The sequence below is a fragment of the Streptomyces sp. NPDC002130 genome (genome assembly GCF_040296465.1).
GTDB lineage: Bacteria > Actinomycetota > Actinomycetes > Streptomycetales > Streptomycetaceae > Streptomyces.
In genome coordinates this window covers 1-21,202 of sequence record NZ_JBEOXI010000146.1, presented here as the reverse complement: position 1 = coordinate 21,202, position 21,202 = coordinate 1, and the positions used below count along the sequence as shown (strand labels likewise).

Genomic DNA, 21,202 nt, shown 5'->3' with positions numbered 1-21,202 from the left:
CGAGGTGCTGGTGGGCTGCCAGTCCCCTGCCCCCGGCACCGGATCGTCTCCGATCCGGCCGACCCGGAGGGCGAGAAGGCTCTCGCCGGCAACACTCTTTACCAGCGGTTACCCGCTGTGAAAAACGGAAATGCGATAGTCGTGCGATACACCGCAGATCCACCCGTCGGCGCTGCAATGTCCGGCAACACCGTCCTCAGCATCCCCTATGCCATCGACCAGCTGACAGCTACCTTGTCGAAGTAGACAACAGGACCAGGTATCGAAAATATGTTCGAAGAGTGTTAGCCTCAATCCCAGGAAGCACCCACGAACATCGAGGACCGCCATGGACGAGGTACCGGACACCGCGTTAGATCTGGCTCGACTGGTCGACGAGTTGACGGTTCTCGACCAGCGACGCGTCGACATCGGCGAGAGCTTGGTTCACCTCGAGTACCTCTACTCCCGAATGGGCGCTCGGCAACAGGCAGATGCTGCCCGAAAAGCCTTTCAGGAGAAGTATGTCGGGCGAATCTACGAACTCGCAGACGGCCTGCGAACCTGAAAAGGGGTTGCACACAACCACGGACGAAGCGCATGGTCAATCCTGCACGACACACGTCGGACCGATCGGTTCGGCTGTGAACTATGTGGGCCAGCATCTTGGAGGCGTCGGCGTGGCCGCGCTGCGGCAGGTCGATGCGCACCCGCACCGGGTGGTCGAGGGCCTTGAGCGTGAAGGGCCGGGACTGCCCGGAGGTGTCGAAGAACCCGGCGAAGGCGGGCCGGTCGAGCAGCGCGACGCGATCGCCCAGCACCCCGCCGACGTCCCCGGGCTGCCCCATCTGCCGCTCCCGGGCGTCGAGCTCCCGCAGCAGCGACTCCTGTCCGGTCTCCTGGAGCCCCTGCCGCAGCGCGGCGAACGGCCCCGGCGCCCCGTCGAGCAGCTGCCGCAGCTCCGGTACGGAGGGGAAACGCCCGTGCACGGCCCGGAACGGCCCGAGCAGCTGGGCGAGGACGGTGGTGGACCGGCGGCTGTCGCTGCCTGGGTGCGGGTCGGCGAGATCCCCGACGAGGGCCTCGGCGAGCACGGCCGCGGCCTCGTCCGGGTCGGTGCTGCCGCCGTACAGATCGAGGTCGTACTCGGACTCCTGGTTCCCGATGCGCACGACCACGTCGTACGCGTCGGCCGGCCCGAGCCCCGCACCGGCCGCCCCGACGACGACCACGGCGGCGCGCCCGGCGAGGGCGTGCAGGCAGAGCGACTCGGCGAGGGGGCGGACGACGGTGCCGGTCTTGCCGGATCCGGCGGGGCCGACGGCCACGAGCGAGGTGCCGAGCAGGTCGGGTCCGAGGGCGAGTCCCGTGCCGCGGTAGGTGTACGGGTTGCGGGCGTCGTCCACGGTGGTGCCGAGCCGCACCTGCCCGGTGACGAGGTCGTGCCGGGCGAGCCGGGCGGGCAGGTCGCGCTCCCCGGAGGGGTGCAGGCACGCGGCGGCACCGTCCTTGAGCACGGCGCCGCTGAAGGTGGCCAGGCTGTGCCGCCCGGTGCGCACGCCCTGCCAGGCACGCAGGATCCGGGCGTGGTCGACGTCCCGCATCAGCCCGGAGCGCGCCTCGGCGGCGAGCCGATCGGCGGCGTCGGGGGCCCCGGCGGCACGCAGCTCGTTCCACTGGGCCGGGTCGTCCTCGGGGGTCGTCCGGACCTCCTGGGCCTCCGGCCGGCGGAAACGCGGGGTGACGAAACGGCGCCACACCTCGCCCCAGCGGCCGAGCCGGGCCGCCCCGATCATGATCGCCAGGGCGACGACCAGCTCGTACCCCTGGTAGACGATGAACGTCCCGGTCTCCCCGAGATCGCTGTCGCCGCCGCGCCAGGCGTCGGGGACGATCAGGTCGAACGGCACCCACCACCAGGTACCGAGGTAGCCGTTCTGCAGCAGCGACCAGATCAGCCACCCGACGAGGAAGGCGATCAGCGCCCCGCTCAGCAGCTGCCGGGTGGGGATCTCCTCGGGTTCCTCCGCGGGCCGCGGCCGGTGGCCGAACCGCCACACGCCCGGCGCGGCGTCGGGGCGCGGCGCCCGCAGCCAGGCGAGGAACGCCGACCCGTCCGGCGGCGGCGGCGGCATCCCCGGTGCCCGGGGCGGCAGGGGAGGCATCGCCGGCACCTGAGGAGGTCCCGCCGGGCGCGGCACGGGACTCGCATGCGTACCCCGCGCGTCCTGCGTCCCGTCGCTGTCCATCGCCCTTGCCCCCTGACCAGCCGCGCCGTCCACCATCAGCGAGCCAATCTAACGCCCTCTCCTGGGGAGTTCACCGCTTACACGGCCGGGTCGTGGGCACCGGTCCACGAGAGTGCCATGTCCACCCCGGACAAGGCGCCCGGCCGACAACGCCCACATGGAGCATGCCCACCCCCCTTCCCCCGCCCTAGCCTGCGAGAAAAGAAGCCAAGCGTCCGCAGAGACCATCCGCACCACCCCAGGAGCCCCGCATGACCGCACTTCCGCAGGAGCGCCGCGTCGTCACCGCCATTCCCGGTCCGAAGTCGCAGGAGCTGCAGGCCCGCCGTACCGCCGCGGTCGCGCAGGGCGTGGGGTCCGTGCTGCCCGTGTTCACGGCGCGCGCGGGCGGCGGAATCATCGAGGACGTCGACGGGAACCGGCTCATCGACTTCGGGTCGGGCATCGCCGTGACCTCCGTGGGCGCCTCCGCCGAGGCCGTCGTACGGCGGGCGTCGGCGCAGCTGGCCGACTTCACCCACACCTGTTTCATGGTCACGCCCTACGAGGGCTACGTCGAGGTCGCCGAGGCGCTCGCCGAGCTGACCCCCGGTGACCACGCCAAGAAGAGCGCCCTGTTCAACTCGGGCGCCGAGGCCGTCGAGAACGCCGTGAAGATCGCGCGGGCGTACACCAAGCGGCAGGCCGTGGTCGTGTTCGACCACGGGTACCACGGGCGCACCAACCTGACGATGGCGCTGACCGCCAAGAACATGCCGTACAAGCACGGCTTCGGCCCGTTCGCGCCCGAGGTGTACCGCGTGCCGGTGGCGTACGGCTACCGCTGGCCGACCGGGCCCGAGAACGCCGGCCCCGAGGCCGCCGCGCAGGCCATCGACCAGATCAGCAAGCAGGTCGGCGCGGAGAACGTCGCCGCGGTCATCATCGAGCCGGTGCTCGGCGAGGGCGGCTTCATCGAACCGGCCAAGGGCTTCCTGCCGGCGATCCGCAAGTTCACCGAGGACAACGGCATCGTCTTCGTCGCCGACGAGATCCAGTCCGGCTTCTGCCGTACGGGCCAGTGGTTCGCGTGCGAGGACGAGGGCATCGTCCCGGACCTGATCACGACGGCGAAGGGCATCGCCGGTGGTCTGCCGCTCGCGGCCGTCACCGGGCGCGCCGAGATCATGGACGCCGCGCACGCCGGCGGCCTGGGCGGCACCTACGGCGGCAACCCGGTCGCCTGCGCGGGTGCGCTCGGCTCCATCGAGACGATGAAGGAGCTCGACCTCAACGCCAAGGCGAAGAACATCGAGGCGATCATGAAGGCCCGCCTCGGTGCCATGGCCGAGAAGTTCGACATCGTCGGCGACGTCCGTGGCCGCGGCGCCATGATCGCCATCGAGCTGGTCAAGGACCGCGCCACCAAGGAGCCGAACCCGGAGGCGACCGCCGCGCTCGCCAAGGCGTGCCACGCCGAGGGCCTGCTGGTCCTGACCTGTGGCACCTACGGCAACGTGCTCCGCTTCCTGCCCCCGCTGGTGATCGGCGAGGACCTGCTGAACGAGGGACTCGACATCATCGAGCAGGCGTTCTCCCGCATCTGAGCCCCCGGCACGCGCATCTGAGCCACCGTCCGGGCAGGCGAGCCGCCCCGGTTCCGCTACCGGGGCGGTGAGCGGCAGAGGGTGTGAAGAAGGTGTGCGAGGTGGATGACAGGGGGCCCTACGGCCTGTCCTGCGCCCCGCCCCTGTCGTAGGTTCTACCCAGATGAGAGATACACCCCGCCCACAGGGGACTGTGGGTGACATCAGGCCGGGGCCTCCCCAGCTTCGACCTGGTCGTGCCCTCGCGCACACAACCGGAGCCTGAGGCTCTGGATCTCCTCACCGATCGGACAGTCGCCCGCCCCAAACCCCCCGGGGCGCGCGACGTTCCGGTCCGGAACGGCCGCCCCGGAACTCCCCCCCTGTTCCGGGGCGGCCGACCTCTCTTTCCGCCCCTCGTGCGCCCCCGTGAGTCACGGTCAGCCCTGTGTGAGGGGCGCGGGCTCCGGGCGGTGGATCCCCCGCGGGCGGTAGCCGAGGACCTCGGCCACGCCGAGCACGTCAGCGAGCAGCCAGATGATCGCCAGCCACATCTCCGTGCCCTGGAGGCCCGGTTCCCGGCCCGGCCCGGAGCCGTCGGGGGTGGGGCCGAAACCGAAGCCCCGGTCGTCGTGCCATCGGCGCAGGGCGGCCGTGAGCTGGTCGGACGCCCAGGAGCGGGTCTCTTCCGAGCGGTGGGTGGTCTGCCGGGCGCAGAGCCACAGGGGGTGGATCACGTCCAGGACGTTGCAGGCGTTCTCCCGGCCGGGCGCGAAGTGGCGGGGGTCGCGGGCGTGGTCGAGGACGGTGTCGATGACTCGCTCCGGGTACGGCACGGGCAGGCCGAACTGCGCGAAGGAACCGCGGGTGAGCCGGTAGTAGCCGTTGACCATCTGCAGGCGTCCGGCGTCCCGGGCGGGTGAGCCCCACATCCCGGTCCACGGGTCGGCGTGGGTGTGCAGCCAGCCGAACAGCGCCTCCAGAGCGCCGGGGGCGGCCGCTTCGCCTCCGGCGCGACGGTTCCAGTGCGCGGCGGTGGCCCAGCAGTCGACCCACGCCCCGGCGTGCCAGGCACGGTCGGACCAGGGCAGTGCGCCGAGGTGCCGCACCAGCCGGTCGGCCGTCGTGGTCCGCACCGCGTGGACCGGGTGGGCGAAGGAACTGCCGAGCAGGTCCAGCGCGTAGCCGACGCACAGCACGTGATAGGCGCAGTCTCCGTCCGGCAGCCCGGCGGGGCCCGGGAGCGGCGTGGTGGCGCCGTACTCGGGGACCAGGCCGGTGGCGGGGTCCTGCAACGCCCGGAGCCGCTCGACGTGTTCGGGGGCGGTCAGCTGCGGCGGTACGTCCCCGAGCAGCAGGTCGGCGATCTCGACGGCGTCGCAGTGGGCCCGGACGGTCGGCTCGGAGCCGGGCCGGTCGGCGTAACGGCCGGTGTCCGGGTGCCAGGAGCGGTCGAGCAGGGCGGTCGCCTGCGCCCGGGCGGTGACGGCGAACGCCCGTAGCTCCTCGGCGAGGGCTTCGGGGCGGGCCGGGCGCTGCGCTCCGCGCGGCTCGCGCCGGTCGCGCAGGCGGCGCGCCGGATTGCCCGCCGCCACCGACCACGCCGGCAGGTCCTTCGTGACGACCGCCCCCGCCCCGATGACGCAGTGGTCGCCGATGGTGACCCCGTCCACGACGACCACGTGCGAGCCGATCCACACGTCGTCACCGATCGTGATCCCCCGGCTGGTGACCGGCTGCCGGTGGACCGGCAGGTCGGGCGCGGAGCCGTGATTGAAGCCGAGCAGCGAGGTGTGGGCACCGATGCGCACCCCCGCCCCCAGGGTGACGGTGCCCCGCACCACCGTGAAGGGATTGACGGTGCAGTCCGCTCCCGTGCGTATCTCGCCGGTGACGTAGGCCTGGGCCGCGATGTACGAGCGGTCGCCCAGGTGAAGGACGTCCGGGTACACCGCGGCGCTCTCCGCGACGAAGCAGTCCTCGCCCAGTCGTACCTCCCCGGACCCCGTGAACAGCCGCTTCTGCCGCTGCTCCTGGGCCACCCGCTGCCGGTCCGAGGCCTGTCCGGCGAAGAGCCACGGGCAGTGCTCGAAGTGGCCGTCGTCGTGTGACGGGTGGTTCACGTGATCCTCCGCAGGGCCGCGAGTGGACGTCGGTGCTCGTGCCAAGCTGTGCCCCATGCCGATCCCCGCGAACCAGGAACGCACCGCGCTCCCGGGCTCCGTAGCCCTCCTGCTCGCCCTTCCGGCCGTCCTCTTCGCGCTGATCACCTGGCAGGTCGTCGCGGATGGCCCGCTCGTCCGGGTCGACGAACGCCTCAGCCGCGTCCTCGTCAACCCGGACCGCTGCTCCGAACTCCTCGCCGACCTGGGCAACGTCCAGATCGCGGTCCCGGTCCTCGCCGTCGCGCTCGGGTACACCGCCGTACGTCACCGGCGCGCCGGCGCGGACCGCTGGTGGCTGCCCGTCGCCGCCGGGGCGCTGCTCATGGCCCTGGTCCCGGCGCTGGTCGTCCCGCTGAAGGACCTCACGGCCCGCCCGGGCACCCCGGCCGTCCCGCCCGGAACCGGCTACTACCCCTCGGGCCACACCGCCACCGCCGTCGTCGCCTACGGCTGCGCGACCCTGCTCCTGCTCCCCCGGCTCCGCACCACCCTGGCCCGCCGCGCCCTGGTCGCCCTCTGCGTCGCCCTGGTCCTCGGCGCGAGCTACGGCCTGGTCCGCCGCGGCTACCACTGGCCACTCGACGTGGTGGGCAGCTGGTGTCTGTGCACGGTGCTGCTGTCGGCGCTGTGGCTGTTCGTCCCGACCGCGGCGACGCCCGGCCGGTCTCAACCACCGGGGCCCTGACCGTCGTTCTGCGTCGCCAGCGCCGCCGCGGCCTCGTGCATCGCCAGTTCGAGCAGCGCCGGGTCCGTCAGCATGCCCGACCCGTCCGGCGGGACCAGCCAGCGGGCGCCGCCGGGTGAGGAGCGGCCCGGGTACGGCACGACGATCCAGGTGCCTGCGCCCGCCGTGCGGATGCCCGTGCCGAGCCAGCGGGCCGCGGTGCCCGGCGGCACGAAGAACCCCATGCGGGCGTCGCCGAAGTCGACGAGCACCGGGCCCGGCCGGTCGAGGACCCGGGTCAGCACGTCGAGGGTGGCGTACCCGAGTTCACCGGGCAGGATGAGCACGTCCCAGGCACTTCCGGCCGGCAGCAGCGCGACCCCGAGCGGGTTGCGCTCCCATTCCCAGCGGCAGGCCTCGGGATCGGGTGCGACGGATGCGAGCCACTCGACCGCCGTCTTCGCACCGGTCATCGGAAAGACCCCCTTCTCTCTCGCGAACCTCACGGACGCGCTGGGCGTCCGGAGGGCATCACGAGGGAGAAGGGGGTGTCCCCCGGCCATTACGCGGGTTCCGGTCCCTCGTTGGAGTGAACCGGATCACGCCCGGTCGATCAGCTGTCGAATCCCAGCCCCAACCGGTCCATCGTGCGCAGCCACAGGTTGCGGCGGCCGCCCTGGGCGTCCGCGCGGGCCAGTGACCACTTGGTGAGGGCGATACCGGTCCAGGCGAACGGCTCGGGAGGGAAGGGCAGGGGCTTCTTGCGGACCATCTCCAGTTCCGTGCGCTCGGTGCGCTCCCCGCTCAGCAGGTCCAGCATCACGTCGGCGCCGAAGCGGGTGGCGCCGACTCCGAGGCCGGTGTACCCGGCCGCATAGGCCACCTTGCCCTGGTGGGCGGTGCCGAAGAACGCCGAGAAGCGGGAACAGGTGTCGATCGCTCCGCCCCATGCGTGGCTGAAGCGGACGCCCTCCAGCTGCGGGAAGCAGGTGAAGAAGTGACCGGCGAGCTTGGCGTAGGTCTCGGGGCGGTCGTCGTACTCGGCACGCACCCGGCCGCCGTAGGGGTAGATCGCGTCGTAGCCGCCCCACAGGATCCGGTTGTCGGCGGACAGGCGGAAGTAGTGGAACTGGTTGGCGCTGTCCCCGAGGCCCTGGCGGTTCTTCCAGCCGATCGAGTCGAGCTGCCCGGCGGTGAGCGGCTCGGTCATCAGGGCGTAGTCGTAGACCGGGACGGTGTACGAGCGGACGCGTCGGACCAGGTTCGGGAAGATGTTGGTCCCGAGGGCGACCTGGCGGGCGCGGATCCGGCCGTAGGGGGTGCGGACGGCCATGCCGGGGCCGTACGGCTTCAGGGTCAGGGCGGGGGTGTTCTCGTAGACGCGCACACCGAGCTCCCGGCAGGCGCGCTTCAGGCCCCAGGCGAGCTTGGCCGGGTGCAGCATGGCGACGCCCCTGCGGTCCCACAGGCCCGCCTGGAAGGTGGGTGAGTCCACCTGCTCCCGTACGGCGTCGGCGTCCAGGAACTCGACGCCCTCGGCCAGTCCCCGGCGGGACGTCTCCTCGTGCCACTCGCGCAGTTCGCGCGCCTGGTACGGCTCGGTGGCGACGTCGATCTCGCCGGTGCGTTCGAAGTCGCAGTCGAGGGAGTGCCGGGCGACCGCCGCCTCGATCGCGTCGAGGTTGCGGTCGCCCAGCTCCTGGAGCTTGTGGATCTCGTCGGGCCAGCGGGCGAGGCCGTTGGGCAGGCCGTGGGTGAGGGAGGCGGCGCAGAATCCGCCGTTGCGGCCGGAGGCGGCCCAGCCCACCTCGCGGCCCTCCACCAGCACCACGTCCCGCTGCGGGTCGCGCTCCTTGGCGATCAGCGCCGTCCACAGTCCGCTGTAGCCGCCTCCGACGACCAGCAGGTCGCAGGTCTCGGAGGTGGTGAGGGCGGGTTGGGGACGGGGCCGGCCGGGGTCGTCCAGCCAGTACGGGACCGGCTGGGCGTCGGAAAGCGAACGGGTCCACTGATTCATGGCGCTCGGGGCCATGATTTCAACTCCCTACGGTTATGCCTTTTGTCTGTTGCGGCGGTTTCCGGCGAGCATGGAAACCAGGACGAACAGTACGGCGACGACGAACATGGTCGTGCCGATGACATTGATCTGAACAGGCGTTCCGCGCTGCGCCGAGCCCCAGACGAACATGGGGAAGGTGACAGTCGAGCCCGCGTTGAAATTGGTGATGATGAAATCGTCGAAGGAGAGGGCGAAAGCGAGCAGTGCGCCCGCCGCGATTCCGGGTGCCGCGATCGGCAGCGTGACCCGGACGAAGGTCTGGAACGGGCCCGCGTACAGATCCCGTGCCGCCTCCTCCAGTTTCGGGTCCATCGACATCACGCGCGCCTTGACGGCCGTGACCACGAAACTCAGGCAGAACATGATGTGGGCGATGAGGATCGTCCAGAAGCCCAGCTGGGCGCCCATGTTGAGGAACAGGGTGAGCAGCGAGGCGGCCATGACGACCTCGGGCATCGCCATCGGGAGGAAGATCAGCGAGTTCACGGCGCCGCGGGCGCGGAACCGGTAACGGACCAGGGCGAAGGCGATCAGGGTGCCCAGCAGCGTGGCGCCGAGCGTCGCCCACACGGCGATCTGGAGGCTGAGGGACAGCGATCCGCACAGTCCGGAGACCCCGCACGGGTCCTTCCAGGCGTCCAGGGAGAACTGCTGCCATTCGTAGTTGAAGCGCCCCTTCGGTTTGTTGAAGGAGAACACCGTCACGACGACGTTCGGCAGGAGCAGATAGCCGAGGGTCAGCAGTCCCGCGAGGACGACGAGATTTCTCTTGAGCCAGTTGACGAAAGCCATTCAGACCAGATCCTCCGTCCCGGACCTGCGGATGTAGAGGGTGACCATGAGCAGAATGGCCGCCATGAGAATGAAGGAGAGCGCCGCGGCCGTCGGATAGTCGAGCACTCTCAGGAACTGTGTCTGGATGACGTTTCCGACCATGCGGGTGTCGGTGGAGCCGAGCAGATCGGCGTTCACGTAGTCACCGGCCGCCGGAATGAAGGTCAGCAGCGTGCCGGAGACGACACCCGGCATCGACAGCGGGAAGGTGACCTTGCGGCAGGTCGTCCAGGGCCGGGCGTACAGGTCTCCCGCGGCCTCGTGGAGCCGTCCGTCGATGCGCTCCAGCGAGGTGTAGAGCGGCAGGATCATGAACGGCAGGAAGTTGTACGTCAGACCGCACACCACCGCGAGCGGGGTCGCCAGGACGCGGTCGCCGGCGGTCATGCCGAGCCAGTCGGTGACGTCCAGGACGTGCAGCGTGTTGAGCGCGCCGACGACCGGGCCGCCGTCCGCGAGGATCGTCTTCCAGGCGAGGGTACGGATCAGGAAGCTGGTGAAGAAGGGCGCGATCACCAGGATCATGATCAGGTTCTTCCAGCGGCCCGCACGGAAGGCGATCAGATATGCCAGCGGGTAGCCGAGCAGCAGGCACAGGATCGTCGCCGTGCCCGCGTAGAGCACCGAGCGGACGAACTGCGGCCAGTACGCGGACAGCGCGTCCCAGTAGGTGGCGAAGTGCCAGGTGACCTTGTAGCCCTGCTCCAGGGAGCCCGTCTGCACGGACGTGGAGGCCTGGTAGATCATCGGCAGCGCGAAGAAGACGACCAGCCAGAGGATGCCGGGCAGCAGCAGCCAGTACGGCGTGAAGCGGCCCCGGCGCTTCGGGGGCTTCGGTTCGGGCGCTTGCGGGGCGAGCGGCGGTGGCGCCTCGGTGAGTGTGCTCATCAGGCCGCCTCTTCCACTCCGGCCTCGGCGTCCTGGGCGGCGTCCAGGCCGAAGGTGTGGGCCGGGTTCCAGTGCAGGACGACCTCGGCGCCGGGCACCAGGCGGGGGTCGCGGTCGATGTTCTGGGCGTAGACCTCGAAGTCGGAGCAGACCGGGCTGTCGACGACGTACTGCGTGGAGACGCCGATGAAGCTGGAGTCGGCGATCCGGCCCGTGATGCGGTTGCGGCCCTCGGCTATCTCACCGGCGTCGTCCGCGTGAGTGAGGGAGATCTTCTCGGGGCGCACACCGACCAACACCTTGCCGCCGGTCGTCGCGGGGGCGGAACATCGCGCTTCGGGCAGGACGAGCTTGCCGCCGCCCGCCTTCAGCACGATCTCGTCGCCGCTCTTGGAGTCGACCTCGGCCTCGATGAAGTTCGAGGTGCCGAGGAAGTTCGCGACGAACGTGGTGCGCGGATTCTCGTAGAGCTCGGTGGGCGCGCCCAGTTGCTCGACACGGCCCCCGTTCATCACGGCGACCGTGTCGGCCATCGTCATGGCCTCCTCCTGGTCGTGCGTGACGTGGATGAAGGTGATGCCGACCTCGGTCTGGATGCGCTTGAGCTCCAGCTGCATCTGACGGCGCAGCTTGAGGTCGAGGGCGCCGAGCGGCTCGTCGAGCAGGAGCACCTTGGGGTGGTTGATCAGGGCGCGGGCCACGGCGACGCGCTGCTGCTGGCCGCCGGAGAGCTGGTGCGGCTTCTTGCGGGCCTGCTCTCCGAGCTGCACGAGGTCGAGCATCTCCTCGACCTGCTTCTTCACCGACTTCCATCCGCGCCGGCGCAGGCCGAAGGCGACGTTCTCGAAGATGTCGAGGTGCGGGAAGAGGGCGTACGACTGGAAGACGGTGTTCACGGGCCGCTTGTACGGGGGCAGCGCGGTCACGTCCTGGTCGCCCAGGAAGACGGTGCCGGCGGAAGGTTCCTCCAGGCCGGCGATCATGCGCAGGGTGGTGGTCTTGCCGCAGCCCGAGGCGCCGAGCAGGGCGAAGAACGAGCCCTGCGGCACCGTCAGGTCGAGCGGGTGGACGGCGGTGAAGGCGCCGTAGGTCTTGGCTATGCCCGTCAGGCGGACGTCGCCGCTGGGGTCTGTGGTCTTCGTCATGGTGGTCACGCCCCCGTCAGCTTCGCGAACTTCGCTTCGAACTCGGTCTCTTCCTTCGAGCTCAGCGAGCGGAAGGCATGGGACTTGGCGGCCATGGCCTTGTCGGGAATGATCAGCGGGTTGTTCGCCGCGTCCTCGTCGATCTTTTCCAGCTCGGCCTTCACGCCGTCGACGGGACACACGTAGTTGATGTACGCGGCGAGTTCGGCGGCCGCCTTCGGCTCGTAGTAGAAGTCGATGAGCCGCTCGGCGTTGGTCTTGTGCCGGGCCTTGTTGGGGATCAGCAGGTTGTCGGTCGACGTCACGTATCCGCTGTCCGGGATGAGGAAGTCGATGTCGGGGCTGTCCGCCTTGAGCTGGACGACGTCACCGGCCCAGGCGACACAGGCCGCGAAGTCGCCGCTGGTCAGGTCCGAGGTGTAGTCATTTCCGGTGAAGCGGCGGATCTGGCCCTTGTCGACGGCCTTCTGGAGGCGGGCGATGGCCGCGTCGTAGTCGTCGGCGGTGAAGTCCGCCGGGTCCTTGCCCATGTCGAGCAGGGTCATGCCGATGCTGTCGCGCATCTCCGACAGGAAGCCGACCCGGCCCTTGAGCTTGGGGTTGTCGAGCAGGTCGGATATCGACGTCACCTCGACGCCGTCGAGGGCCTTCTTGTTGTACGCGATGACGGTGGAGATGCCCTGCCAGACGTACGAGTAGGCGCGGCCCGGGTCCCAGTCGGGGCTGCGGAACTGGGCCGACAGGTTGGCGTAGGCGTGCGGCAGGTTGCTCGGGTCGAGCTTCTGCACCCAGCCGAGGCGGATGAGACGGGCGGCCAGCCAGTCGGTGAGGACGATCAGGTCACGGCCGGTGTCCTGGCCCGCGGCGAGCTGCGGCTTGATCTTGCCGAAGAACTCGTTGTTGTCGTTGATGTCCTCGGTGTACTTGACCTTGATGCCGGTGCGCTTCGCGAACTGGTCCAGCGTCGGGTGGTGCTTGCCGCTGTCGTCGACGTCCATGTACTCGGTCCAGTTGGAGAAGTTCACCGTCTTCTCCTCGGCCGAGTGGTCCTCGGCGGAGACGCCGCCCTTCGACTGGCCGGCGGCGGGGATGCCGCAGGCGCTCAGCGTGCCGAGTCCGCCGGCCGCGAGCGCCCCGCCCGCCGAGGCGCGCAGCAGGGACCGCCGGGTGAGGGCGGCCCTGCCGTTCTTGAAACTGCGCCTCATGGCGGCCCTTTGGGCCGCGGACAGGCGGTCGGGCTCGTACTGCTCCATGCGCGTGGTGCCCTTTCGGAGGGTGGACGGCCGTTGGTCAGGCGGCCTGCATACGGCTATCGATCCCCGAACACGGTGCGGTGCCAGTCCTTCGCGGCCACCGCGGTGTTGTCGAACATGACGTGCTTGATCTGGGTGTACTCCTCGAACGAGTACGCGGACATGTCCTTGCCGTAGCCGGAGGACTTGTATCCGCCGTGCGGCATCTCGCTGATGATCGGGATGTGGTCGTTGACCCACACGCAGCCGGCCTTGATCTCGCGCGTGGCCCGGTTCGCGCGGTACACGTCCCGGCTCCATGCGGAGGCGGCCAGGCCGTACGGGGTGTCGTTGGCGAGTGCGAGGCCCTCGTCGTCCGTGTCGAACGGCAGCACGACCAGGACCGGTCCGAAGATCTCCGACTGGACGACCTCGCTGTCCTGGGCGGCGTCGGCGATCAGGGTGGGCCGGTAGTAGGCGCCCTTGGCGAGCTCGCCCTCGGGCGCCTCGCCGCCGGTCACCACGCGCGCGTAGGAGCGCGCCCGGTCGACGAAACCGGCGACCCGGTCCCGCTGGACGTGCGAGATCAGCGGGCCGAGGTCGGTGCCCGCGGCGAAGGGATCGCCGAGCCGGACCGTCTCCATGAGCGCCGCGGTCCGCTCCACGAAGGCCTCGTACAGCGGCCGCTGCACGTACGCGCGCGTGGCGGCCGTGCAGTCCTGCCCGGTGTTGATGAGGGAGCCCGCGACCGCGCCGTGGGCGGCGGCCTCCAGGTCGGCGTCGTCGAAGACCACGAAGGGCGCCTTGCCGCCGAGCTCCAGGTGGAGGCGCTTGACGGTGGCGGTGGCGACCTCGGCGACGCGCTTGCCGACGGCGGTGGAGCCGGTGAAGGACGTCATGGCCACGTCGGGGTGGCCGACGAGGTGCTCTCCGGCCTCCCTTCCGGTGCCGGTGACGATGTTGATCACGCCGTCCGGGATCCCGGCGTCGGTGGCCGCCTGGGCGAAGAGCAGCGAGGTCAGCGGGGTGAGCTCGGCGGGCTTCAGGACGATGGTGTTGCCCGCCGCGATCGCCGGGAGGATCTTCCAGGCGGCCATCTGGAGGGGGTAGTTCCAGGGCGCGATCGACCCGACGACCCCGATGGGCTCGCGCCGGACGTACGAGGTGTGGTCGCCGGAGTACTCGCCGGCGGACTGCCCCTGAAGGTGCCGCGCGGCACCGGCGAAGAAGGCGGCGTTGTCGATCGTCCCGGGGACGTCGAACTCGCGGGTCAGCTTCAGCGGCTTGCCGCACTGGAGGGACTCGGCGCGGGCGAAGTCCTCGGCCCGGTCGGCGAGGACGGCGGCGAACCGGTGCAGGGCGTCGGACCGCTCGCCGGGGGTGGTTCCCGCCCAGCCGGGGAAGGCCGCGCGGGCGGCGGCGACGGCCCGGTCGACGTCGGCCGGGCCCGCCAGCTCGTAGGTGAGGACCTCCTCGCCCGACGCCGGGTCGACGACCGCGTGTGTGTGACCGGATGTGCCCCTGGTCAGACGGCCCGCGATGTACTGCGCGCCCTCTGCGAAGCGTTCCTCGGCCGGAAATCGGTCCGGGGTGGCAATGCCCGGGTTGTGCATGTCGCTCTCCTCCGTGTCCCCTGGTGGGGCCGGCGTGGCTCAGGCTCGATTTGAGTGCCGATCCTGACAGAGGTATGGCACTCCAACAAGTGATTCCGTTGTTGATTTTTGGTTACGCGACGGAATCTGTCGACCAGGTGTCGAGTTCGCCGCGAAAAGGCAGGACGCTGTGTCAGTGGTGCGTGCCACACTCGCGTGCATGGAGAAGATCATGGGGGCGGTCGGCTCGCAGGAGGCCCTGATCAGGGCGGTCCGCGCGGGGGCCAGGGTCAAGTATCTGCACTTCTGGGGGCACCGGCCGAGGCCGGACGGCCGGATCGGGGCGAGCTGTCTGAGCCAGTGGTGGCCGGCGCCGTTCACGGTCGACGGCGTGGCGTACGCGACGGCCGAGCACTGGATGATGGCGGCCAAGGCCCGGCTCTTCGAGGACCCGGCGGCGGAGCGTGCCGTGCTGGCCGCGGAGCATCCCGCCGAGGCGAAGAAGGCCGGTCGGCTGGTGCGCGGGTTCGACGAGGCGACCTGGCGGCGGGAGCGGTTCCGGATCGTCGTCGAGGGCAGCGTCCACAAGTTCGGCGCGCATCCCGAGCTGCTGGGGTATCTGCTGGGCACGGGCGGCCGGGTGCTGGTGGAGGCGAGTCCCGTGGACCGGGTGTGGGGCATCGGGCTGGCCGCGGACGACGAGGCGGCGATGGATCCGGAGCGGTGGCGGGGTCCTAATCTGCTGGGGTTCGCGCTGATGGAGGCGCGGGAGCGGCTGCGGACGGCGGGGGCATGACGAAGGGGCCGGTCCGAGGACCGGCCCCTTCGCGCCGCTGCGTTCTTCAGGACGCCGCGCCGAGCCCGCCCATGATGCTGGCGAACAGCAGGAAGCCCAGCAGCGGCAGGATCACGGTGGCGATGATGCCGCAGACCAGGCCCGCGGTCGCCGCGCCCTTGTTGGTGGCCTCACCGCGGGTGGCCCTGCCGCGGCCGATGGCGCCGAAGATGATCGCGAGAATGCCCAGGATCACCCCGAAGAACCACATGATGAACGTCACGCTGCACACCACGCCGATGATGCCCAGCACCAGTCCCGTGGTCCCCATGCCGTTGCTCGGCTGCGCGGGCATCCCGTAGCCGGGCGCCTGCGGGTAGCCCACGGGCGGCGCGGCCGGGTAGCCGGGGCCGCCCTGCGGGTAGCCGTAGCCCGGGCCGGGCTGCTGCGGATAGCCGTACCCCGGGGCCGGCTGCTGCGGCGGCTGGGCCGGCGGGCCGAAACCACCCGGGGGCGGGTTGGTGTTGGACATGGACGCTCTCCCCTCCGTTGTCAGACCAGGGCATCGTAGTGGCCAAGTCGGCGGCGGGGGGCGGCTGTTTCAGCGGTGGGACGGGGCGGTGGCCACCGGGCCGACGGCGCCGTAGTAGGGGTCGTCGTTGCGGTCGCTGTTGATCGCGGCCGTGATGCCGACCGCGATCAGGACGATCACGGTGATGCCGAGGATGATCCCGATGATGCCCATGATCAGACCGGCCTGGGCCTGACCGTGGTTGGTGGCCACCCCGGCCTCGGCGCGCTTGCGGCCCTTGATGCCGAAGACGACGGCGAGGATGCCGGTGATCAGGGAGACCACGCCGTAGAGGCAGAAGAGGGTGCAGGAGACGATGCCGAGCACCATCGCGGCGATGCCCAGGCCGTTCTGGGGGGCCGGGGGCATTCCGGGCCAGCCGTAGCCGGACTGGGTGTATCCGGACTGCGGGTAGCCGGGGTAGCCGTAACCGCCGGGCGCTCCGGGGCCGGTGGGGGCCACGGGCGGGGGCGGGACGGCACCGGCACCGGCACCGGCACCGGACGGGTCGTACTGCGGCGTGCCGGTGGGCGGTGTGAAGCCCGGCATGGAGGTGACCGTGGCCTGGTCGTGGACGGACGGCGGCTGCGGCGTCTGGTTCTTGTCGAGCGAGGGCGTGCTCTCCGGCGGCGCCCACGGGTCGTGGCTGCCTCCGTCGGGCTGCGTCGCGTCCGTCATCGTGCGGTCCCCCCTGGGTCGATCGTCCCGTCATGCTACGGGGCCGGTCGGTGCGTGCCACAGTGCGGGTGCGTGGGGGCTGGTCACGCAGTTCGCCGCGCCCCTCAAGAAGGGCGCCGCACCACACCGCATACGATGAATTCGCGTCAATCGATCAGCCGATCACCCGCGCCCCGCCCGCCTCATGCCGACGGCGGCGCCGTTCCGGGGAGGAACCCTTGACCGAGCATCTCGTCGACCCCCGCGCCCCACACGACCTCAAGGCCTTCATCGCCGGCCTCCCCAAGGCCGAACTGCACGTGCACCACGTGGGATCCGCCTCCCCCCGGATCGTCTCCGAACTGGCCGCGCGGCACCCCGACTCGAAGGTGCCGACCGACCCAGAGGCGCTGGCCGACTACTTCACGTTCACCGACTTCGCGCACTTCATCGACGTGTACCTGTCGGTCGTCGACCTGATCCGCACCCCGGAGGACGTCCGGCTGCTGACGTACGAGGTGGCCCGGGACATGGCCCGGCAGCAGGTGCGGTACGCCGAGCTGACCATCACCCCCTTCTCGTCCACCCGGCGCGGCATCGACGAGCGCGCCTTCATGGACGCGATCGAGGACGCCCGCAAGGCCGCCGAGTCCGAGTTCGGGACGGTGCTGCGGTGGTGCTTCGACATCCCGGGCGAGGCGGGCCTGGAGGCCGCCGAGGAGACGGCCCGGCTCGCCACCGACGACCGGCTGCGCCCGGAGGGCCTGGTCTCCTTCGGCCTCGGCGGACCCGAGGTGGGCGTGGAACGGCCGCAGTTCAAGCCGTATTTCGACCGGGCGATCGCCGCCGGGCTGCACTCCGTACCGCACGCCGGTGAGACGACCGGCCCGCAGACGGTGTGGGACGCGCTGACCCACCTGCGGGCCGAGCGCATCGGGCACGGCACCAGCTCCGCGCAGGACCCGAAGTTGCTCGCGCACCTCGCCGAGCACCGGATCCCGCTGGAGGTGTGCCCGACCTCGAACATCGCCACGCGCGCGGTGCGCACCCTCGACGAGCACCCGATCAAGGAGTTCGTGCGCGCGGGGGTCCTCGTCACCATCAACTCCGACGACCCGCCGATGTTCGGCACCGACCTCGACAACGAGTACGCGGTCGCCGCCCGGCTGCTGGAGCTCGACGAGCGGGGCCTGGCCGAGCTGGCGAAGAACGCCGTCGAGGCGTCCTTCCTGGACGCGGCGGGCAAGGCCCGGATCGCCGGCGAGATCGACACGTACACCGCGCAGTGGCTCAGCCGGTGACGCCCGCCCCGGTCGCCGTGGCCCACCGGGGCGACCCCTACCGCGTCCGCGAGAACACCGTCGCGTCGCTGCGTTCCGCGCTGCGCCGGGGCGCGGACGCGGTGGAGATCGACGTACGGCTCACCCGGGACGGTGTGCCGGTGCTGCTGCACGACGCGACGCTGAAGCGGCTCTGGGAGCACGATCGGCCCCTGCTCGCGCTGTCCTCCGAGGAGGTGCGCGGGCTGACCGGCGGCGGCGTGCCGACCCTGGCCGAGGCGCTGACGGCGACCGGTGGGCACCGGGTGATGATCGACCTGCCCGGGGCGCCCGATGTGCGGGCGGTGCGCAGGATCATGGGCGTCGTGGCGGAGGCCGGGGCGGCGGACCGCGTGTACTACTGCGCGGGCGCCGACGCCATGCTCGCCGTGCGCGCGGCGGATCCGGCCGCGGAGATCGCCCTCACCTGGACGACCCTTGCCCCGCCCCGGCCGGTGCTGCTGGAGGCGATCCGCCCGCGCTGGCTCAACTACCGCTTCTCGCTGGTGGACCGCCCTCTCGCCGAGCGCGTGCACGCCGACGGCCACCTGCTGTCCGTCTGGACGCCCGACACCCGCCGCTCGATGCGGCGGCTGCTGGAGGCGGGCGTGGACTCGATCACGACGAACCGCGTCGACGTGCTGTGCGCTACACGCGCGAGTGCTGCGGCACCGTCGCCGGATCGGCCGGGCTCGCGCGTGTGAGGTACTGCGGCACCGGCGCGCTGTTGGTGCCGGTGTCGCGGACGAGCCCGTAGCGGATGGCGCCCTGGGCGGGGCCCGCGTCGATGTCCTCGACCACGGCGTCCCGGTTCGTCGGGAAGACGATGAGGCCGTAGTCGCAGCCGCGTTCGTTCTGGGTGAGGGTGACGGTGCCGTCGAGGTAGAAGTACTCGTTCTGCCACATCTGCTGGGTGCCGGGCGGGAGGACGGCGTAGCCGATGGCGGGGCCGCCCATGCCGGTGGCGTAGCCGTTCGGGGCGCCGGGCAGCGGGTCGTCCATCCGCCGCGAGCCGCCGGACGCCACGTGGAAGAGCCTGCCCTTCAGGCCGGTCCAGGACGGCATGACCAGCGCGCCGGGCCGGGACTTGGGCGAGATCTGCCAGCGGACCAGCACGTAGCCCCGGCCGGTGAGGGTCACGCTGTCGCCGCGGTGCTGCATGACGGCCTTCGGGCCGCCGGTGCTGGTGATGCCGGACTCGGGGCGGCGCGGCAGGGCGGCGGGCCGGGCGTCCGGGTCGGGGGCGCGGTCGACGGCGTCGACGACCGTGCCGTACGGGTCGGTCTTCTCCTTCGTCGCCGACGGCGAGGCCTTGGGGGTCGCGGCGGGCGGGGCCGAGGGCCGCGGAGGCATGGAGGTCGCCGTGGCCGTGGGGGTGGCCGCGGCCCGGGGCGGTGGGGCGTCCGGCGGCTGGGTGACGACGTAGGCGCCGCCCGCGACGATCGTCGCGCCCGCCGTCATCGCGACGGCCGGCTTGGTGAGCGCGCCGAGCAGCTTGGCGGACCAGCCGACGGAGGTGGCCGCCGCCGCGGTCTTGCCGCCGAGGGCGAGCGACAGGGTGAATCCGGCGGGCAGCGGGACGAGGGCGATGCCGACCAGGAGGCGTTCGGCGGGGACGACGGCCTCGCGGGTGCCGTCGCAGTAGCCGCAGCCGCGGATGTGCCGGGCCAGCCGCTTGCGCCACACCGAGTCGGGCCGGCCGTCCCAGCGGCCGGTCACCTCGCGCAGGCCGGGGCAGGCGCCGTCCAGGGCGCGGACGATGCCGCGCGAGGTCTCCAGGCGCTCCTTCATCCGCTGGACGCGCACGGCGGCGTGCTGCCGGGTGATGCCGACGGCGGCGGCCAGTTCGCGCCGGGTCAGTTCGCCCGCGACCTCCAGCCACCACAGCGACAGCAGGTGCCGGTCCTCGTCGTCGAGCCACCGGACCGCCTCGGCGACCTCACGCCGCTGCCCCTCCAGCTGGAGTCGCAGCACGGTCAGTTCGGCGAAGTCGGAGGCGGCCGCCTCCTCCAGCCGGTCCGGGGTCTTCCGCCGGGCCCGGTCGCGGATCTGCCGCATGGCGATCGCCACGAGCCAGGACCGGAAGCTGTCCGGGTCGCGCAGCGAACCGAGGTTGTCGACCGCCCGCAGCATGGTCTCCTGGACGACGTCGTCGACGTCGGCGTGCCCGTTCAGGGCACGGCCCACGATGTTGTAGACCAGCGGCAGCCAGCCCGCGACCAGCTCGTCCAGCGCCCGCCGGTCACCGGCCTGGGCCGCCGTGACGACGGCGCGCCAGTGCTCACTGTCCACGGGGGCCCCTCGCCGACTGGGATCGGTACTTCTCCGCACGCACCCTCTCAGGCAGGACGGGGGTCTTGGCTATGTGGGGGATCACATGCGGGGAGACAGCGTGAAGGTTCTCGGGATAACAGTTTTTCTCAGCCGCCGAACGCCGGGGCGGCCGCCGGCCCGGTCAGCGCCTCCAGCCGCTTGATCCGCTGCCGCACGACGTACAGCGGGATCACCCCGAACACCCCGAAGGCCATGTCGATCACCGACCACCAGAAGGGGATCCCGCGGAGCGGTCCGCAGATCAGGGCGAGCGGGACGATGCCCGCGCAGGCGATCATGCCGAACTCGACGACCCAGATGTTGCGGACCGGGTCACGGTAGGGCCCGTAGAAGGCGACCGCGATCACCAGGTGCGCGAAGGCCAGCCAGTCCGTGCCGTAGAGGAGGAAGGGGTATTCGGCGTCGGCATGGTCCAGGCCGGCCCGGACCCGCTCGATCCATTCCATCAGCCCGGGCAGGTACTCGCCCACGGACAGCTCCCGCAGCAGGTCCTCGGTCCAGCGCAACTCGTGCACCAGCGGGAACGCCGTGGCGCCGCTGAGCACCAGGCACACGACGAAGAAGACCAGCCACGCGCGAATGCCCTTCACGAGGGCGGCTCTGTCGCTCATGGAGGCACTCTACGCCATTCTTGAACGTGTTCAAAAATGCTTCCGCGGGCAGCGGAACGGCCCCGGGCGGCATCAGCGCCCAGGGCCGTCCCGACCGAACCGTGTGACTACGCGTCCAGCGACGTCATCACGTGCTTGATCCGCGTGTAGTCGTCGAAGCCGTAGCCCGAGAGGTCCTTGCCGTAGCCGGACTTCTTGAAGCCGCCGTGCGGCATCTCGGCGACCAGCGGGATGTGCGTGTTGATCCACACGCAGCCGAAGTCGAGCTTCTTGGACATCCGCATGGCGCGGCCGTGGTCCTTGGTCCACACGGAGGAGGCCAGCGCGTACTCGACGCCGTTGGCCCACTCCACGGCCTGCTCCTCGTCGGAGAAGGACTGCACGGTGATGACCGGGCCGAAGACCTCCTTCTGGATGATCTCGTCGGTCTGCTTCAGGCCCGAGACGACGGTCGGCGCGTAGAAGTAGCCCTTGTCGCCGACCCGCTTGCCGCCGGCCTCCACGCGCGCGTGCGCCGGCAGCCGGTCGATGAAGCCCTCGACCTGCTTGAGCTGGTTGGGGTT

General features: G+C 71.1%; 19 protein-coding genes and 2 pseudogenes. 7 read left to right on the top strand and 14 right to left on the bottom strand.

Features of this window, described 5'->3' with window-relative positions:
• A pseudogene (locus ABT116_RS25645) lies at positions 1–246 on the top strand (hypothetical protein); the annotation flags it as partial.
• 44 nt (positions 247–290) lie between these two features.
• Here the strand turns inward: ABT116_RS25645 and ABT116_RS25640 are convergent.
• Positions 291–2,228, bottom strand: coding sequence for an ATP-binding protein (locus ABT116_RS25640; protein WP_351638101.1), 1,938 nt, complete (start codon positions 2,226–2,228; stop codon positions 291–293).
• Between the two features lie 251 nt (positions 2,229–2,479).
• Here ABT116_RS25640 and gabT point away from each other — a divergent pair, with 251 nt between their 5' ends.
• Positions 2,480–3,814, top strand: coding sequence for a 4-aminobutyrate--2-oxoglutarate transaminase (gene gabT, locus ABT116_RS25635; protein ID WP_351638095.1), 1,335 nt, complete (start codon positions 2,480–2,482; stop codon positions 3,812–3,814).
• Between the two features lie 163 nt (positions 3,815–3,977).
• Positions 3,978–4,202, top strand: a pseudogene (locus ABT116_RS25630) (phosphatase PAP2 family protein); the annotation flags it as partial.
• Positions 4,203–4,233: 31 nt separating this feature from the next.
• Here ABT116_RS25630 and ABT116_RS25625 read toward each other — a convergent pair.
• The gene (locus ABT116_RS25625) at positions 4,234–5,973 is read right to left on the bottom strand and encodes an acyltransferase (protein WP_502983941.1); all 1,740 of its coding nucleotides are present in this window, start codon (positions 5,971–5,973) and stop codon (positions 4,234–4,236) included.
• On the opposite strand from ABT116_RS25625, the gene ABT116_RS25620 reads away from it, so the two are divergent.
• Complete coding sequence (locus tag ABT116_RS25620) at positions 5,972–6,643, top strand: phosphatase PAP2 family protein (RefSeq protein ID WP_351638083.1); 672 nt, start codon at positions 5,972–5,974, stop codon at positions 6,641–6,643. The two genes, ABT116_RS25625 and ABT116_RS25620, sit on opposite strands and share 2 nt — an antisense overlap.
• Here the strand turns inward: ABT116_RS25620 and ABT116_RS25615 are convergent.
• The 7 genes from ABT116_RS25615 to ABT116_RS25585 all read right to left on the bottom strand — a co-directional run bounded on the left by ABT116_RS25615 (position 6,625) and on the right by ABT116_RS25585 (position 14,393).
• A complete protein-coding gene (locus tag ABT116_RS25615; protein WP_351638079.1) occupies positions 6,625–7,095 on the bottom strand; it encodes a hypothetical protein in 471 nt (156 codons plus the stop codon). The two genes, ABT116_RS25620 and ABT116_RS25615, sit on opposite strands and share 19 nt — an antisense overlap.
• A 140-nt stretch (positions 7,096–7,235) precedes the next feature.
• On the bottom strand, positions 7,236–8,654 hold the full coding sequence (locus ABT116_RS25610) for an NAD(P)/FAD-dependent oxidoreductase (RefSeq protein WP_351638076.1): 1,419 nt from the start codon (positions 8,652–8,654) through the stop codon (positions 7,236–7,238).
• Between the two features lie 18 nt (positions 8,655–8,672).
• Positions 8,673–9,473 (bottom strand): ABC transporter permease, encoded by an 801-nt coding sequence (locus ABT116_RS25605; RefSeq protein ID WP_351638073.1) that lies wholly within the window; start codon positions 9,471–9,473, stop codon positions 8,673–8,675.
• A complete protein-coding gene (locus ABT116_RS25600) occupies positions 9,474–10,403 on the bottom strand; it encodes an ABC transporter permease (RefSeq protein WP_351638071.1) in 930 nt (309 codons plus the stop codon).
• Positions 10,403–11,548, bottom strand: a complete 1,146-nt coding sequence (locus ABT116_RS25595) for an ABC transporter ATP-binding protein (RefSeq protein ID WP_502983940.1) — start codon at positions 11,546–11,548, stop codon at positions 10,403–10,405. Before ABT116_RS25595 ends, ABT116_RS25600 begins: the two co-directional genes overlap by 1 nt.
• Positions 11,549–11,553: 5 nt before the next feature.
• On the bottom strand, positions 11,554–12,801 hold the full coding sequence (locus ABT116_RS25590; protein ID WP_351638065.1) for a polyamine ABC transporter substrate-binding protein: 1,248 nt from the start codon (positions 12,799–12,801) through the stop codon (positions 11,554–11,556).
• Positions 12,802–12,857: 56 nt separating this feature from the next.
• Positions 12,858–14,393 (bottom strand): gamma-aminobutyraldehyde dehydrogenase, encoded by a 1,536-nt coding sequence (locus ABT116_RS25585; RefSeq protein ID WP_351638059.1) that lies wholly within the window; start codon positions 14,391–14,393, stop codon positions 12,858–12,860.
• 199 nt (positions 14,394–14,592) lie between these two features.
• On the opposite strand from ABT116_RS25585, the gene ybiA reads away from it, so the two are divergent.
• Entirely contained in the window at positions 14,593–15,168 is a 576-nt protein-coding gene (gene ybiA / locus ABT116_RS25580) for a riboflavin biosynthesis intermediates N-glycosidase (protein ID WP_351638054.1), read from the top strand.
• A 46-nt stretch (positions 15,169–15,214) separates the two neighbouring features.
• Here ybiA and ABT116_RS25575 read toward each other — a convergent pair whose 3' ends face one another.
• Together ABT116_RS25575 and ABT116_RS25570 are read right to left on the bottom strand one after the other, a co-directional pair.
• Positions 15,215–15,679: a DUF4190 domain-containing protein gene (locus tag ABT116_RS25575; RefSeq protein WP_031105737.1), complete on the bottom strand. Its 465-nt coding sequence runs from the start codon at positions 15,677–15,679 to the stop codon at positions 15,215–15,217.
• Between the two features lie 69 nt (positions 15,680–15,748).
• Positions 15,749–16,396, bottom strand: a complete 648-nt coding sequence (locus tag ABT116_RS25570; protein WP_351638046.1) for a DUF4190 domain-containing protein — start codon at positions 16,394–16,396, stop codon at positions 15,749–15,751.
• Between the two features lie 161 nt (positions 16,397–16,557).
• Here ABT116_RS25570 and ABT116_RS25565 point away from each other — a divergent pair, with 161 nt between their 5' ends.
• Together ABT116_RS25565 and ABT116_RS25560 are read left to right on the top strand one after the other, a co-directional pair.
• Positions 16,558–17,676: an adenosine deaminase gene (locus ABT116_RS25565; protein ID WP_351638106.1), complete on the top strand. Its 1,119-nt coding sequence runs from the start codon at positions 16,558–16,560 to the stop codon at positions 17,674–17,676.
• Entirely contained in the window at positions 17,673–18,398 is a 726-nt protein-coding gene (locus tag ABT116_RS25560; RefSeq protein ID WP_351638041.1) for a glycerophosphodiester phosphodiesterase, read from the top strand. The genes ABT116_RS25565 and ABT116_RS25560 overlap by 4 nt, the downstream gene beginning before the upstream one ends.
• On the opposite strand, the gene ABT116_RS25555 is transcribed toward ABT116_RS25560, so the two are convergent.
• The 3 genes from ABT116_RS25555 to ABT116_RS25545 form a co-directional block, all read right to left on the bottom strand.
• Positions 18,343–19,986: a sigma-70 family RNA polymerase sigma factor gene (locus tag ABT116_RS25555; RefSeq protein ID WP_351638037.1), complete on the bottom strand. Its 1,644-nt coding sequence runs from the start codon at positions 19,984–19,986 to the stop codon at positions 18,343–18,345. The genes ABT116_RS25560 and ABT116_RS25555 overlap by 56 nt on opposite strands.
• Positions 19,987–20,114: 128 nt before the next feature.
• A complete protein-coding gene (locus ABT116_RS25550) occupies positions 20,115–20,639 on the bottom strand; it encodes a hypothetical protein (RefSeq protein ID WP_351638032.1) in 525 nt (174 codons plus the stop codon).
• Positions 20,640–20,746: 107 nt separating this feature from the next.
• On the bottom strand, positions 20,747–21,202 hold a 456-nt coding region (locus ABT116_RS25545; protein WP_351638026.1), incomplete at its 5' end, for an aldehyde dehydrogenase family protein.